The 14,910-nt window shown below is 70.5% G+C and carries 13 protein-coding genes; 7 read left to right on the top strand and 6 right to left on the bottom strand.

Translation table 11 applies throughout. The annotated features are described in order from the left end of the window. Nucleotides 1-10: 10 nt before the first annotated feature. Nucleotides 11-1,186, bottom strand: a complete 1,176-nt coding sequence (locus ACZ5PP_RS15560) for a class I SAM-dependent methyltransferase (RefSeq protein ID WP_464826227.1) — start codon at nucleotides 1,184-1,186, stop codon at nucleotides 11-13. A gap of 91 nt (nucleotides 1,187-1,277) precedes the next feature. Between ACZ5PP_RS15560 and ACZ5PP_RS15555 the strand changes: the two genes are divergently transcribed. From ACZ5PP_RS15555 to ACZ5PP_RS15545, 3 genes are all read left to right on the top strand, one after another. Continuing rightward, nucleotides 1,278-2,051, top strand: a complete 774-nt coding sequence (locus tag ACZ5PP_RS15555; RefSeq protein WP_464826226.1) for a pteridine reductase — start codon at nucleotides 1,278-1,280, stop codon at nucleotides 2,049-2,051. 64 nt (nucleotides 2,052-2,115) lie between these two features. Beyond that, complete coding sequence (gene ttcA / locus ACZ5PP_RS15550) at nucleotides 2,116-3,069, top strand: tRNA 2-thiocytidine(32) synthetase TtcA (protein WP_464826225.1); 954 nt, start codon at nucleotides 2,116-2,118, stop codon at nucleotides 3,067-3,069. A gap of 125 nt (nucleotides 3,070-3,194) precedes the next feature. Continuing rightward, complete coding sequence (locus ACZ5PP_RS15545) at nucleotides 3,195-4,067, top strand: FHA domain-containing protein (RefSeq protein WP_004327335.1); 873 nt, start codon at nucleotides 3,195-3,197, stop codon at nucleotides 4,065-4,067. A gap of 79 nt (nucleotides 4,068-4,146) precedes the next feature. Here ACZ5PP_RS15545 and ACZ5PP_RS15540 read toward each other — a convergent pair whose 3' ends face one another. Next, nucleotides 4,147-4,713, bottom strand: coding sequence for a PsiF family protein (locus tag ACZ5PP_RS15540; RefSeq protein WP_464827060.1), 567 nt, complete (start codon nucleotides 4,711-4,713; stop codon nucleotides 4,147-4,149). A gap of 63 nt (nucleotides 4,714-4,776) precedes the next feature. Between ACZ5PP_RS15540 and ACZ5PP_RS15535 the strand changes: the two genes are divergently transcribed. The 3 genes from ACZ5PP_RS15535 (at nucleotide 4,777) to ACZ5PP_RS15525 (ending at nucleotide 9,623) form a co-directional block, all read left to right on the top strand. Beyond that, nucleotides 4,777-5,190 carry a YqaA family protein gene (locus ACZ5PP_RS15535; RefSeq protein ID WP_012584588.1) on the top strand — a complete coding sequence of 138 codons (414 nt, stop codon included), beginning with the start codon at nucleotides 4,777-4,779 and terminating at the stop codon, nucleotides 5,188-5,190. 79 nt (nucleotides 5,191-5,269) lie between these two features. Then, complete coding sequence (locus tag ACZ5PP_RS15530; protein WP_004324579.1) at nucleotides 5,270-5,620, top strand: RidA family protein; 351 nt, start codon at nucleotides 5,270-5,272, stop codon at nucleotides 5,618-5,620. 124 nt (nucleotides 5,621-5,744) lie between these two features. Continuing rightward, on the top strand, nucleotides 5,745-9,623 hold the full coding sequence (locus ACZ5PP_RS15525; protein WP_012584586.1) for a DUF3683 domain-containing protein: 3,879 nt from the start codon (nucleotides 5,745-5,747) through the stop codon (nucleotides 9,621-9,623). A 193-nt stretch (nucleotides 9,624-9,816) separates the two neighbouring features. On the opposite strand, the gene ACZ5PP_RS15520 is transcribed toward ACZ5PP_RS15525, so the two are convergent. From ACZ5PP_RS15520 to pyrE, 4 genes are read right to left on the bottom strand one after another with little or no spacing between them, the layout of a single operon-like run. After that, on the bottom strand, nucleotides 9,817-10,608 hold the full coding sequence (locus ACZ5PP_RS15520; RefSeq protein WP_464826224.1) for an NAD-dependent deacylase: 792 nt from the start codon (nucleotides 10,606-10,608) through the stop codon (nucleotides 9,817-9,819). Beyond that, on the bottom strand, nucleotides 10,605-12,683 hold the full coding sequence (locus tag ACZ5PP_RS15515) for a molybdopterin-containing oxidoreductase family protein (RefSeq protein WP_464826223.1): 2,079 nt from the start codon (nucleotides 12,681-12,683) through the stop codon (nucleotides 10,605-10,607). Before ACZ5PP_RS15515 ends, ACZ5PP_RS15520 begins: the two co-directional genes overlap by 4 nt. Before the next feature lie 47 nt (nucleotides 12,684-12,730). Further along, nucleotides 12,731-13,405 (bottom strand): hypothetical protein, encoded by a 675-nt coding sequence (locus ACZ5PP_RS15510; RefSeq protein ID WP_004305149.1) that lies wholly within the window; start codon nucleotides 13,403-13,405, stop codon nucleotides 12,731-12,733. After that, a complete protein-coding gene (gene pyrE / locus ACZ5PP_RS15505) occupies nucleotides 13,386-14,030 on the bottom strand; it encodes an orotate phosphoribosyltransferase (protein ID WP_043744070.1) in 645 nt (214 codons plus the stop codon). Before pyrE ends, ACZ5PP_RS15510 begins: the two co-directional genes overlap by 20 nt. Before the next feature lie 39 nt (nucleotides 14,031-14,069). Between pyrE and ACZ5PP_RS15500 the strand changes: the two genes are divergently transcribed. Then, on the top strand, nucleotides 14,070-14,852 hold the full coding sequence (locus tag ACZ5PP_RS15500; RefSeq protein ID WP_043744067.1) for an exodeoxyribonuclease III: 783 nt from the start codon (nucleotides 14,070-14,072) through the stop codon (nucleotides 14,850-14,852). The last annotated feature ends 58 nt before the right edge of the window (nucleotides 14,853-14,910 follow it).

The following is a 14,910-nucleotide window of genomic DNA, read 5'->3' as shown; positions in this document are numbered from 1 at the left end:
GTCGGCCGCCTCAGAGCGCGTGCGTGCGGTCGCCGCGCGCGAAGCCGAGCAGCGCCCCGTCGATTCCGCGCGACAGCGCGATCACCTTGAAGAGTTCGCCCATCTCCTGCGGCGCGGTCAGGCGCTGCACCGCGCGCGCGGCGCGGATGTAGTCCGCGCTCGCGCGCGCACCGCGCCGCTCCAGGCATTCCAGCACGCCGCAGTTGAAGAGGAACTGTGCCTGCGTGGTGTAGCCCTGCACCTCCAGCCCGGCCTCGAAGCCGGCCTCGGCCACCGCGGTGAAATCCACGAAGGCGGTGATGTCGTTGAGCCCCGGCCACAGGAAGGGGTCGCCGTGGGCGTGGTGACGGTAGTAGCACAGCAGCGTGCCGCCCGAGCGCGAGGGCAGGTAGTACTCGGCGCGCGGATAGCCGTAGTCGATCAACAGCAGGGCGCCCGCCTGCAGGCGCTCGGCCCAGGCCGCCACCCACGCCTTGCCGGCGAGGTTCAGCTCGGTGACGTATTCCCCGCTCTGCGGCACCGGCAGGGCGAGCTCGCGCGCACCCGCGGCCACCGCGCCCGCCGCCGGCACGTCCGCCCAGCACAGCCGGCGCACCCCCGCGCCGTCGGCGGCGATCGCGACGCCGCGCTCGAAGAGCCCCTCGGCGCGCGAAACCACCAGATGCACCGGCATCACGTCGAGCACCTCGTTGGCCACCACCGCGCCCGAGAAGCGTTCCGGCAGCGCGTCCAGCCAGTGCACGCGAGCCGCCAGGTGGGGCGCCTTGGCGGCCAGGGTGTCGAACTGGCGCTCGCGCAGCTCGCCCGAGAGCTCGAGGATGCCGTAACGCTCGGGCAGGCAGTCGCGGCGTTCGAGCTCGAGCAGCAGATCGGCGGCGAGCAGGCCGGTGCCGGCGCCGACCTCGATCAGCGCCGGTGCGCTCGCGCGCATCACCTCCTCGACCTGGGCCGCGAGCGCCTGGCCGAAAAGCGGGGTAAGCTCGGGCGCGGTGATGAAGTCGCCGCCCGGACCGAACTTTCGCGCGCCGCCGCTGTAATACCCCAGCCCCGGCGCGTAGAGCGCGAGCTCCATGTAGCGCGCGAACGGGATCCAGCCCCCGGCCGCGGCCAACTCGGCCTCGATGTGTTCGAGCAGGCGGGCGCTCTGGGCGAGCGCGTCGGCGGAAGGCTGGGGCAATGAAGACATGATCGTTCTGCAGGACACGAGGGCGAGGCCGCGATTGTAGCGGCACGCCCGACCAGCCGCCCGGCCTGATCCGGGTCTCACGGTGAATCGAATGCGCACGCCCCCTCCCGAACCCGCATCCGCCCCCGCCGCGGCCCCGCTGATCCTGGTCACCGGCGCCGCGCGCCGCGTCGGCGCGGCGATCGCACGCCGGCTGCACGCCGGCGGCGCCCGCCTCGCCCTGCACTACCGCCACAGCGCCGGCGAGGCCGAGGTGCTCGCCGCCGAGCTGTGCGCGCTGCGCCCGGATTCGGCGTTCACAGTGGGCGGCGACCTCGCGCGCTTCGGCGCCGCCGCGGAGATCGCCGCGGCGGTGCTCGCCCGCGGCGGCCGCCTCGACGGCCTGGTAAACAACGCCTCCAGCTTCTTCCCCACGCCGCTCGGCGGCATCGACCGCGCGGCGTGGGACGAACTCATGGGCTCCAACCTGATGGGCCCGCTCTTCCTCACCCAGGCGCTCGCGCCCGCGCTGCGCGAGGCGCGCGGCGCGATCGTGAATATCGTCGACATCCACGCCCAGCGCCCGCTCGCCGGCTACCCGGTGTATTGCGCGGCGAAAGCGGGACTGGCGGCGCTGACGCGTTCGTCCGCGATCGAGCTCGCCCCCGCCGTGCGGGTCAACGGCGTCTCGCCCGGCCCGATCGAATGGCCGGAGGACGACCAGTTCCCGCCCGCCGAGCGCGAGCGCATCGTCGCCCACACCCTGCTCGGCCGCGTCGGCAGCGCGGACGACATCGCGCGCACGGTGGCCTTCCTGATGTTCGACGCGCCCTACATCACCGGCCAGATCGTCGCGGTGGATGGCGGGCGCAGCGCGCATCTCTAGCCAAGGGCCGTTTCCGCGCCGGTTTCTGGGATAATTCGGCTCTGTTTTCCGACGAGCACCAACCGTGACCGCAGCCCCCGCCCCCGCAGAAGCCACTCCTGCCAACGAGACCGGCGGCGACGCCCGCTTCTCCAACACCTTCCTGCGCCTGAAGAAGAAGCTCGAGCGCGGCGTCGGCGAGGCGATCGGCGACTACAACATGATCGGCGACGGCGACACCGTGATGGTGTGCGTCTCCGGCGGCAAGGACTCCTACACCCTGCTGTCCTGCCTGCTCGCGCTGCGCGAGCGCGCCCCGGTGGACTTCCGCATCGTGGCGATGAACCTCGACCAGAAGCAGCCCGGCTTCCCCGACCACGTCCTGCCGGAATACTTCGAATCCATCGGCGTCGAGTACCGCATCGTCACCGAAGACACCTACTCGATCGTCAAGGACAAGATCCCCGAGGGCAAGACCACCTGCTCGCTGTGCTCGCGCCTGCGCCGCGGCATCATCTACCGCACCGCGCACGAGGTCGGTGCCACCCGCATCGCGCTCGGCCACCACCGCGACGACATGCTCGAGACCCTGTTCCTGAACATGTTCTTCGGCGGCAGGATCAAGGCCATGCCGCCCAAGCTGGTCAGCGACGACGGCAAGCACGTGGTGATCCGCCCGCTCGCCTACTGCACCGAGGCCGACATCGCACGCTTCGCGCGCACGATGGACTTCCCCATCATCCCGTGCAATCTGTGCGGCTCGCAGGAAAACGCCCAGCGCAAGCTGATCAAGAACATGCTGCAGGGCTGGGCGCGCGACTACCCGGGCCGCATCGAATCGCTCGCCACTTCGCTGAAGAACGTGGTGCCCTCGCACCTGTCCGACGCGCGCCTGTTCGACTTCGTCGGCCTCACGCAGCACACCGTGGTCGAAGAAGGCGACACCGCCTTCGATCCGCCCGAGCTGCCCGACCGTACGCTCGGCGCCAGCGTGAAGCTGTTCCGCGCGGGCGACCAGGAAGAACGCGAATGCGCCTGAGGGAGGCGCGACCGCGCCTGATTCGGATGCCGACGCCGGCGCCTTGCGGATCCGGCGCGACATCCCCATGATCCTGTTCCGGGCCGGCCACGCCAGCCGCCAGATCTGACACGGAAAACCCTGCGATGCCCGAGCGAAAGAACCTCTGCGTGCTGGTCGCGCTCCATCCGGTGGATGCGGTGCTCGCCGAACGCCTCGGTGCGGACGAGGCGCGCCATGCCGCCGAGCGTCACGCGCGGCGGATCGAGCGTGCGATCGTGATGCAGGGCGGCCAGGTCCTGCTCGGCGGCGCGGAGCAGACCATCGCCGGATTCGAACGCAGCGACGCGGCGGTGCACGCGGCGAGCGAGGCGCTCGACCGCATACACGGCCTTCCACCCCTGCTCGGCAGCAAGCAGACGGTACGCATCGGCGTGCACTATGGGGTCCTGGACAACGATGGCGAGGAGCCCGCCGGAGAGGGTCCAGCGGTGGCCCGCCAGCTCGCCCATCTGGCCGAGAGCGGGCAGGCGCTGATCTCCGGCACCGCGGTGATGGTCCTCGGCGGTGCCGCACGGCAACAGGTCGGCTCGCAGCCGCTGAGCGGTCCGGTGTGGACGCGGGTCGGCATCCCGGTGCATGCGATCGGACAGCGCAGCGGTCTGGTCACCTCGGTTCCCGGCGCAGCGCGGCTGTCGAGCCGGCTGCGCCTGCGCCACCAGCAGGAAGTCCTGTTCGTGGAGGAGTTGCGCCCGGTGCTGCTGCTCGGCCGCGAGCTGGCCAACGACGTCACGATCATGGATCCGCGCGCCTCGCGTCAGCATGCGCGCATCGAGCGCCGCCCCGAGGGCTTCGTGCTGTTCGATCAGAGCACCAACGGCAGCTTCGTCGCCATCGAGGGCAAGCCGGAGTGCTTCGTGAGACAGGAGCAGATGCTGCTCGACGGTCCCGGCCGGCTCGGCTGCGGCTTCTCGACGACCGAGCTCGAGCGCGACCTGGTGTTCTTCGACATCGTCTGAGCCCCGCGCGCGGGAGAAGGGCGTGCGCGGGGGACACAGGCGCCCGCCCGCGCGGCACGCCCGCATGGAAACGACCGGATCAGCCGCTCATGCATTCGCCGATGAAGGCCTTGCGCTTGGCCCCGCGCAGCGACTGCTCGTTAGCCGCACGATTGCAGGCCTTCTGCCTTGCCATGTCCTCGCTCGAGACCTTCTGTGCGGAGCCCGCTGTCGGCGCGACCGCAAGCGCAGGTGCGGCTGCACCGGCCGCGCTCGCGGCCGTCGCCGCGGCCGCCGGTGCGACGGCCGGGGCCGCTGCCGGCACCATAGCCGGTGCCGCAACGGGCGCTGCAGCCGAGACGCCGGCCGCGCTGCCGGAGGCGAGAGCAGGCGCGGCACCCGGAGCACTCGCAGCGGCAGCCTCGTGCTTGCCGCTCAGGCAGGTGCTCATGAAGGCCTTGCGCGCATCGCCCCCGAGCGCCTGCGTCTTCGCTTCGGCATTGCAACGCTTCATGCGTTCGTGCTGGGGATTGGCCCATGCCTGCGCGGGGGTCAGCGCCGCGAGCACGAGAACGACGCCGGTGGCGCCGAGAATTCGCTTCATGATCTTGTCTCCTCGTCCGGTTCTACGCAAAATGCGTAACACGATTTTGCATATGACATACATCGGCGTCAATGCGCATCGCATTGCCACCGAGACGCATGCGGCTCCCCGCCGGCACCCGCACCGATGCTGAACGAGGACTCCACGCTCCTCGCGGGCCTCGCCGCGTCCGCCTTTCTGGCCGCGACCCTGCTGCCGGGCGGCTCCGAAGCGGTATTCGCCGCGCTGCTGGCGCTGCGCCCGGAACTGACGCCGGCAGCGCTGCTCGTCGCCACCGCGGCCAACACCGCGGGCGGCATGAGCACCTACGCGCTCGGCCGCCTGCTGCCCCGCAAGGAATCCGGCGCGCATGCACGCACGCTGCTGCGCTGGGGCAGCCTCGCCCTGCTGCTGTCCTGGGTGCCGCTGATCGGCGACGCGCTGTGCGCTGCCGCGGGTGCGCTGCGCCTGAACGCCTTCGCCTGCCTGGCGTGGATGGCGCTCGGCAAGGGCCTGCGCTACGCGGCGATCGCCTGGGCATTGCCGTCCGCCGGCGCCTGAGCCCGCCGCGCACGCCGACCCGCGCCGCGCCGCCGCCCTCGCCTATACTCGCCCCCTGCCCTCGCAACGGAGCCCCCCCATGTCCGCCATCGAACGCCACGGCGTCACCGCCCGCTATGCCGACGCCGTCATCCACGCCGGCGTCCTGCACCTGGTCGAGGTCCCCGCGAGCAGCGCCGGATCGATCGAAGCCCAGACACGCGAGGTGCTGGAGTCCGTCGGCCGCCAGCTCGCCAAGCTCGGCAGCGACCCCGCGCGCATCGTGATGGCCACCATCTACCTCGTCGACATGGCCGACTACGCCGGCATGAACGCGGTGTGGGATGCCTGGGTTCCGCCCGGCAGCGCCCCGGCACGCGCCTGCGTCCAGGTCGCCGGGCTCGCCGACCCGGGCTGGCGGATCGAGATCGCGCTCACCGCCGCGCGCTGAAGCTCGCCGCACCAGGCGACGGAGGCCGAATCCCTGCTGGCCTTAAGGTCTTGATTTTTGCTGCATGGTGCACTGCGGTTCGCTAGAATGGACCGCTTCCCTGCAGCCGCTTCCGGGTAGTCCAATGAGCCAACGCCTGCGCGAGATTCCGTACAACTACACCTCGTTTTCCGACCGCGAGATCGTCATCCGGCTGCTCGGGGCCGAGGCCTGGGCGGTGCTCGACCAGCTCCGCACCGAACGCGTCACCGGCCGCTCGGCGCGGATGCTCTACGAGGTCCTCGGCGATATCTGGGTGGTGCGCCGCAACCCCTACCTCGAGGACGACCTCCTCACCTCGCGCGAGCGCCGCGACGCGCTGATCGGCGCGCTCGACCACCGCCTCAACGAGATCGACAAACGCCGCCAGGGCAACGACCACGTCACCCTGCTGGTGGCGCGTGCGCGCGAGGCGGTGTCCAACTTCGAGCGCTGGTTCGACGACACCGCACGCCGCCGCAAGGCGGTGCTCAAGGCGCTGGCCAGACACACCCGGCGCGACAACATCTGCTTCGACGGTCACGCCCGCGTCTCCCACGTCACCGACGCCACCGACTGGCGGGTCGAGTATCCCTTCGTGGTGCTCTACCCCGACACGGAGGAGGAGATGGCGCCGCTGGTGCGCGAGTGCATCGCGCTCGGCCTGACCATCATCCCGCGCGGCGGCGGCACGGGCTACACCGGTGGCGCGGTGCCGCTCGATGCCAGCTCGGTCGTCATCAACACCGAGAAGCTGCTCGCCATGAGCGCGGTCGAGCCCACCGTGCTGCCAGGCATCGACGGCGCGATGGCCGAGCCCTACCCCACCATCCGCACCGGCGCCGGCGTGGTCACCGAGCGCGTCTCCGAGGCGGCGGCGCTCGCCGGCCGCGTGTTCGCGGTCGACCCGACCTCGGCGAGCGCCTCCTGCATCGGCGGCAACATCGCCATGAACGCCGGCGGCAAGAAGGCCGTGCTGTGGGGCACCGCGCTCGACAACCTGGCGTGGTGGAAGATGGTCACGCCCGACGGCAACTGGCTCGAGGTCGAGCGCCTCGACCACAACTTCGGCAAGATCCACGAGCAGGAGACCGTCCGCTTCCGCCTGCGCCGCTTCGACGGGCTGACCAACGCCGCGCTCGGCGAGGAGATCCTCGCCATGCCGGGCGCCGCCTGCCGCAAGGTCGGCCTCGGCAAGGACGTCACCGACAAGTTCCTCGGCGGTGTGCCGGGCGTGCAGAAGGAAGGCACCGACGGCCTCATCGTGGCCGCACGCTGGGTGCTGCACAAGATGCCGCCGGTCACCCGCACGGTGTGCCTGGAGTTCTTCGGCCAGGTGCGCGAGGCGGTGCCGGCGATCGTCGAGATCACCGATTTCTTCAAGCCGGGCGGCGCCGGCCACGCCGCGGGCGTGCAGCTCGCCGGCCTCGAGCACCTCGACGAGCGCTACGTCAAGGCGGTCGGCTACGCCACCAAGGCGCGCCGCCACGGCCGCCCCAAGATGGTGCTGATCGGCGACATCGTCGGCCACGACGAGGACGCGGTGATGAAGGCCGCCTCCGAGGTCGTGCGCATGACCAACGCGCGCGGTTCGGAGGGCTTCATCGCGGTCAGCCCCGAGCAGCGCAAGCGCTTCTGGCTGGAGCGCTCCCGCACCGCGGCGATCTCGCGCCACACCAACGCCTTCAAGATCAACGAGGACGTGGTCATCCCGCTGCCGCGCATGGGCGAGTACTGCGACGGCATCGAGCGCATCAACATCGAGCTCTCGCTGCAGAACAAGATCGCGCTCTGCGACCGCCTCGCCGAGTTCCTGCAGGGCGAGCTGCCGCTCGAGATCAAGGACGAGGGCCTCGACCGCGAGGCGCTGGTCTCCGACCACCGCGCCCAGGCCCTCGAGCAGGTCGCCGGCGTGCGCCGGCGCTGGCAGTGGCTGCTGGACAAGCTCGACCTCCCGCTCGCCGAGGCCGAGCCGCAGTTCGCCGCCTATGGCGTCCAGGCCGGCGAGCTCTCCAACCGCGCCGCCAGCCCGACCCTGTTCCATCGCCTGCAGGACTACTCGATCCGCGTGTCGTGGAAGGAGGAGCTGCGCCCGCTGCTCGAGCAGACCTTCGACGGGGCCCTGTTCGCCCCCATCCTCGCCCGCGTCGCCGAGATCCACCGCGAGGTGCTGCGCGGCCGCGTCTTCGTCGCCCTGCACATGCACGCCGGCGACGGCAACGTGCACACCAACCTGCCGGTCAACTCCGACCACTACGAGATGCTGCAGACCGCCAACCGCGCGGTCGACCGCATCATGGCGCTGGCACGCAGCCTGGACGGGGTCATCTCCGGCGAGCACGGCATCGGCATCACCAAGCTCGACTATCTCACCGACGACGAGATGGCGAACTTCTGGAGCTACAAGGAAAAGGTCGACCCCGAAGGCCGCTTCAACCGCGGCAAGCTGATGCGCAAGGGGCCGATCCGCGGCAACCTCGACAACGCCTACACCCCCAGCTTCAACCTGATGGGCCACGAGTCGCTGATCATGGAGCAGACCGATGTCGGCGAGATCGCCCACGACATCAAGGACTGCCTGCGCTGCGGCAAGTGCAAGCCGGTGTGCTCCACGCACGTGCCGCGCGCCAACCTGCTGTATTCCCCGCGCAACAAGATCCTCTCCACCTCGCTGTTGATCGAGGCCTTCCTGTACGAGGAACAGACCCGGCGCGGCGTGTCGCTGGCGCACTGGGCCGAGTTCGAGGACGTGGCCGACCACTGCACGATCTGCCACAAGTGCGAGAAGCCCTGTCCGGTGGACATCGACTTCGGCGACGTGTCGATCAAGATGCGCAACCTGCTGCGCAAGCAGGGCAAGAAGTCGTTCAATCCGGGCAAGGCGGCGGCGATGGCCTTCCTGACCATCAAGGACCCGACCACGATCAAGGCCTTCCGCACCGGCATGATCGACTGGGGCTACAAGGCGCAGCGCTTCGCCCACGAGCTGGGCAAGAAGTTCGGCCTCGTCCAGCCGCAGGTGAAGGCGCCCCCGGCCACGCTCGGCAAGGCCCCGATCAAGGCCCAGGTGATCCACTTCATCAACAAGCCGATGCCCGGCAACCTGCCCAAGCGCACCAGCCGCGCGCTGCTCGACATCGAGGACGACAAGGTCATCCCGGTGATCCGCGACCCGCACAAGGCCAACGGCGAGTCCGAGGCGGTGTTCTACTTCCCGGGCTGCGGCTCCGAGCGCCTGTTCAGCCAGGTCGGGCTGGCCACCCAGGCCATGCTCTACCACGTCGGCGCGCACACCGTGCTGCCGCCGGGCTACCTGTGCTGCGGCTACCCGCAGACCGCCGCCGGCGAGGAGGAGAAGGGCCAGAAGATCACCACCGACAACCGCGTGCTCTTCCACCGCGTGGCCAACACGCTCAACTACCTCGACATCAAGACCGTCATCGTGTCCTGCGGCACCTGCATGGACCAGCTGCAGAAGTACGAATTCGAGAAGATCTTCCCCGGCTGCCGCCTGCTCGACATCCACGAGTATCTGATGGAGAAGGGCGTGAAACTCGAGGGCGTGGGCGGCGTGAAGTACATGTACCACGAGCCCTGCCACACGCCGATGAAGCAGTACCAGGGCATCAAGGTGGCCAACGAGCTGATGGGCACGCGCGTCGACCTGTCCGACCGCTGCTGCGGCGAATCCGGCACGCTCGCGGTGGCCCGCCCCGACATCTCCACCCAGGTGCGCTTCCGCAAGCAGGAGGAGATCGAGAAGGGCGCGGCCAAGCTGCGCGAGGGCGACCCGAACGCGAAGATCAAGATGCTGACCTCGTGTCCGAGCTGCCTGCAGGGCATGCACCGCTACGCCGACGACGCCGGCGGCATCGAGCCCGACTACATCGTGGTCGAGCTGGCCAGGCACCTGCTCGGCGAGAACTGGCTGCCGGACTACGTGGCGAAGGCGAACAGCGGAGGGATCGAGCGGGTGTTGCTGTAAGCGGGGAGATCCTCCACGCGGCGCCCCGAACGGAAGCGCGGCGTTGGAGGAGCGTCAGGTCTCGGCTTGCGCCGCGCCTACGCCCCACCCCGGGCGCCGCGATTCTTGTAGGAGCGACGCAAGTCGCGATCCTTTCCGAGGCCCGCTCCACCCTCGGTCGGGCCTGCCCCTGGCGGAAACGGCCCCGTTTCCTTCACCAACCCCTGTCTTCCGCCGGATCCGCCGGATGCATCCGCCACCACAGCTCGGGCAGGGCCTCGGCGGCGCACATGCGCAGGCGGTGGTCGACGAACTGGCTGACCTGGGTGTCGCCGGGGTTGATCTCCACCGTGGGTATGCCCTCGCGCGCCGCCCACAGCACCGGGCCGGCGATGTAGGGGAAGACGCTGGTGGTGCCGATCGACACCACCGCGTCCATGCCCTGCGACAGCACGCTCTCCAGGCGCTCGATCGCGAGCTCGGGCAGCGCCTCGCCGAACAGCACCACGTCCGGGCGCAGGATGCCGCCGCAACGCGGGCATTCGGGCGGGATGGAGAGGCCGGCGTAGTCCTCCACCCGGCGCCCCTGCCCGCAGGACATGCAGTGCAGCCGATGCACGGTGCCGTGGATCTCGATGACGTTGCGCGAACCGGCGGCGCGGTGCAGGCCATCGACGTTCTGGGTGAGCACGCACACCAGCGCCTTCTCCTGCTCGAGTGCGGCGATCAGGCGGTGGGCGGCGTTGGGCTTCGCACCGCGGCAGCTGGCCTCGATCTGGGCGATGTAGCGCCAGGCGATCTCGGGCCGGGTCGCCATCATCTCGCCCGACAAGGCCTCCTCGATGGTGAGGCCCTCCTCGGTGAGGCGGTCGTGGTAGAGGCCGCCGATGCCGCGGTAGGTGGGAAGGCCCGAATCGACCGAGATGCCGGCGCCGGTGACGAAGAGGATGCGCTGCGCGCGCGAGAGGATGTCCGCCACCGCGTCGAGGGTCGTACTCGGGCTCATGCGGGCTCCACCTCCACCAGGCAGTCGTAGAAGGTCGGCCCGCCGCCCATGTCGGTGGGGCGCGCGGCGATGACCGCGTTGGCGTTGTGGCCGCCTTCGCACAGTTTGGGCCACCACACCGAGGGGCTGCACACCACGCCGGGGCGCACGTCGGTGGTGACCACCGCACGCGCGATGAAGTCACCGCGGTCGTTGTGGATGCGCAGGCGCATGCCCTCCACGACGCCGCGCGCGACGGCGTCCTCGGGGTGGATCTCGAGCTTCGGCCCGCCCTCGTCGGCGAGAAAGCGCGCCTGGTTGGCGAAGGTGGAATTGAGGAAGTTGCGCGCCGGCGGGGTGATCAGCGCGAGCGGATAGAGCGCACCCAGCGCCGGGTTGCTGGGCACCGACTCGGCGGGCGGATGCCAGGCCGGCAAAGGGTCGAGGCCCTCGTGCGCGAGCGCGGCGGAGAAGAACTCGCACTTGCCCGAAGGCGTGCGGAAGCCACCGTCGGCGAAGGGCGCGTGGCCCGCGGGCAGCGCGAGCCGCGCCCAGCCCCGCGCCTGCAGGCCCTCGGCGAGGCCCGCCACCCGCGGGTCGTCGGCGCGGAAGGCCGCCGCCGCGATGGCGTCGTCGCTTTCGTAGAGCGCGGCAGCCGCAAAGCCGAGGCGGCGGGCGAGCGCACGGAAGACCGCGGTGTTGGAGCGCGCCTCGCCGAGCGGCGCGATCGCCGGCCGGTTGTCCACAACGTAGGGATGGCCGTAGGCCTTGTGCAGGTCACGGTGCTCGAGCTGGCTGGTGGCGGGCAGCAGGATGTCGGCGTAGTCGGCGGTGTCGGTCTGAAACTGCTCGTGCACCACACAGAAGAGGTCCTCGCGCGCAAAGCCGGCGCGCACCCGACGGCTGTCGGGCGCGACTGCGACCGGGTTGGCGTTATAGACGTGGATCGCGCGCACCGGCGGGTCGCGGCTGTCGAGCAGCACGTCGCCGATGAAGGACATGTTGAGCGCCCGCGGCGGGAAGCGCCTCGCGTCGGGATAGAGGTCGGGGCGGGCGAGCGCCTGCACATCCACCGGGAAGTTGCCCGAGGTCGACAGCAGCGCGCCGCAGCCGGGGTGGCGCCACGCGCCGGTGAGCGCGGGCAGGCAGGCCACGTTGCGCACCGCCATGCCGCCACCGGCGCAGCGGTTGAGGCCGTAGTTGAGCCGGATCAGGCTGCGCGCGCTGCGCCCGTACTCGATCGCCAGGCTGCGGATGGCCTCGGCCGCGAGGCCGGTGAGCGGCGCCGCCCACTCCGGCGTGCAGGCGCGCACGCGTACGGCGAGCGCGTCGAAGCCCAGGGTGTGGCGGGCGATGTACTCGCGGTCGAGCAGGCCCTCGGCGATCAGCACCTGCATCATCGCGAGCGCGAGCGCGCCGTCGGTACCGGGCAGCGGGGCGAGGTGCAGGTCGCACTTCTTCGCGGTATCGGTACGCCGCGGATCGATGCACACCAGGCGGGCGCCGCGCCGCTTCGCCTCCTGCAGGTGGCGCCAGCCGTGCAGGTTGGACACCACCGGGTTGGCGCCCCAGATCAGGATCAGGCCAGCCTCGCTGGCGGCTTCGGGATCGGCGCCGAGCATCGCGCCCACGGTCGCCTTCCAGCCGTGCGCGCCCGCGGTGGCGCAGATCGTGCGCTCGAGCAGGGAGGCGCCGAGGCGATGGAAGAAGCGCCGGTCCAGGCTCTCGCCCTGCACCAGGCCCATGGTGCCGCAGTAGCTGTAGGGCAGGATCGCGCGCGGGTCCTCGGCGGCGATCTCGCGGTATTTCGCCGCGATGGTGTCGAGGGCTTCGTCCCAGGAGATGCGCTCGAAGCGCCCCTCGCCCTTGCGCCCCACCCGCTTCATCGGATGCAGCAGGCGGCGCTCGGAATACACCCGCTCGAGGTAGTGCGCGACCTTGGTGCACAGCGCGCCGTTGGTGAAGGGCATGTCGGCGGCGCCGCGGATCCTCACCGCGCGGCCATCGGCGACCGTGACCTCCATCGCGCAGGTGTCGGGGCAGTCGTGCGGGCAGGCCGCGCGCACGCGGACTTCGGAGGGGGTCGAGGGGGGCATCGCTGCCTTGCGTTGCGGCCGCCCGGCCGGGCGGCACGGCAGAAGACTCAACGACGCGGCATCGGCGGGATGCGCGCGGACTCGGGCGCCGAGGTGAGCTCGACGTATCGGCGACGGTGTTCCTCGAAGCGCTCGACCACCGCATTGCGCTCGCGCAGCTTGGCCGCGACCACCGAGGACTGGGCGGCGATCTCGCTGTCGAGCAGGCGGATGTCGGCCTCGAGGCTGGCGGCGACGTCGCTCTTGTCCGTATGCGTGGCCTCGTCGATCATGACGCGCTGGCGCTCGATCAACTCCGACTCGCGTGCGCGCAGCTCGCGGATGCTGCGGTCGAGTTCGCGCAGCTCGCGATCGCGCCGGCTGTCGAGGTCCTGGACGCTGCGATAGGTCTCGAGCAGCGCCTGGTCGAGGCGCAGCTGGCGCATGCGCTCGGCCTCCTCGGCGCGACGCTTGTGCTCGGCGGCCGCGCGCTGGGCGATCTCGTCGGGCGTCAGCGGCGCCGCGACCGTGCGGCGCACGGTGCCCGAGGGGCTCATCTCGCGGTAGGCGCGGCCGTAGCAGGCGGCGGGCAGGATGTCGCCGCACACCGGCTGACCGCCGACATCGCAGCAGTAGATCGATGCGCCGCCAGACTGCTGCGCCGCCAGCGTGCCGGACGAGGCCACCAGCGCGACGGTGCAGGCGAAGCCGGCGAGGACGCGTTCAGCGCGAGGAAATCCCATACTGTTCCCGATATGCCTGGACTGCGTCGAGGTTGGCCGCAAGCTCGGGACTGTCCGCCAGATAGGCGACGAGGTCTTCGAGCGTGGCCACCGCGACGACCGGAATACCGAAATTCTCCTTGACCTCCTCGACCGCGGACAAGGCACTTTTACCGCGTTCCATGCGATCGAGCGCGATCACCACACCGGCGGGCTCGGCGCCCGCGGCGCGGATCAGCTCGACCGACTCGCGCACCGAGGTGCCGGCCGAGATCACGTCGTCGAGGATCAGCACCTTGCCGCGCAGCGGCGCGCCGATCAGCGTGCCGCCCTCGCCGTGGTCCTTGGCCTCCTTGCGGTTGAACGCGAAGGGCAGGTCCACGCCGTCCTCGGCGAGCCGGATCGCGGTGCCGGCGACGAGCGGGATGCCCTTGTAGGCCGGCCCGAACAGCATGTCGCAGGCGATACCCGCGGCGCGGATGGTGCGCGCGTAGTAGCCGCACAGCTCGCGGAACGAGGCGCCGTCGTCGAACAGACCGGCATTGAAGAAATACGGCGAGTTGCGTCCCGCCTTGGTGACGAATGCGCCGAAGCGCAGCACGCCCTTGCGGCACGCGAGGGTGATGAAATCCCGGCTAAAATCCACGGCTCTTTGGCTGCCTGGCAGCGAAACTGGAAACCGCCGATGTTACGCATCATCACCCTGAACCTCAACGGCATCCGCTCGGCCTGCACCAAGGGCCTGCTCGACTGGCTGCCCGCGCAGCAGGCCGACTTCCTGTGCGTGCAGGAACTCAAGGCGCAGGACGCCGACCTGCGCCCCGAGATGCGCGCGCCCGCGGGCATGCAGGGCTGGTTCCACGCCGCCGAGAAGAAGGGCTACAGCGGCGTCGGCATCTACAGCCGGCACGCGCCGGACCGCGTCGTCGAGGGCCTCGGCATCCCCGCGATCGACGCCGAGGGCCGCTTCCTGCAGCTCGACTTCGGCAAGCTCTCGGTGGTTTCGCTCTACCTGCCCTCGGGCTCGAGCTCGGCGGAGCGCCAGCAGGTCAAGTTCGACTTCATGGACCGCTTCCTGCCGCACATGGACCAGCTCTTCCAGAGCGGACAGGAGGTCGTGGTGTGCGGCGACTGGAACATCGCCCACCGCGAGGCCGACCTGAAGAACTGGAAGTCGAACCAGAAGAACTCCGGCTTCCTGCCCGAAGAGCGCGCGTGGTTGAGCCGCCTGTTCGACGAACAGGGCTGGATCGACGTCTATCGCCGCCTGCACCCGGAGGCCACCGCGGACTGCTACACGTGGTGGTCGAACCGCGGCCAGGCGTGGGCGAAGAACGTGGGATGGCGGCTGGACTACCAGGTCGCCACCCCGGGACTGGCTGCCAGCGCCCAGGCGGCGGAGGTCTACAAGGCGCAGCGCTTCTCGGACCACGCGCCGCTGACGGTGGATTACGACTGGACGCTGTAGCCCCGTGGGGTGCGACACGCGGTCGCACCCCTGCCCTCCTCCGGGGCCATGCGGCCCG

The sequence above is a fragment of the Thauera sp. DNT-1 genome (genome assembly GCF_055393985.1).
This window is presented reverse-complemented; position numbering and strand designations above follow the sequence as displayed.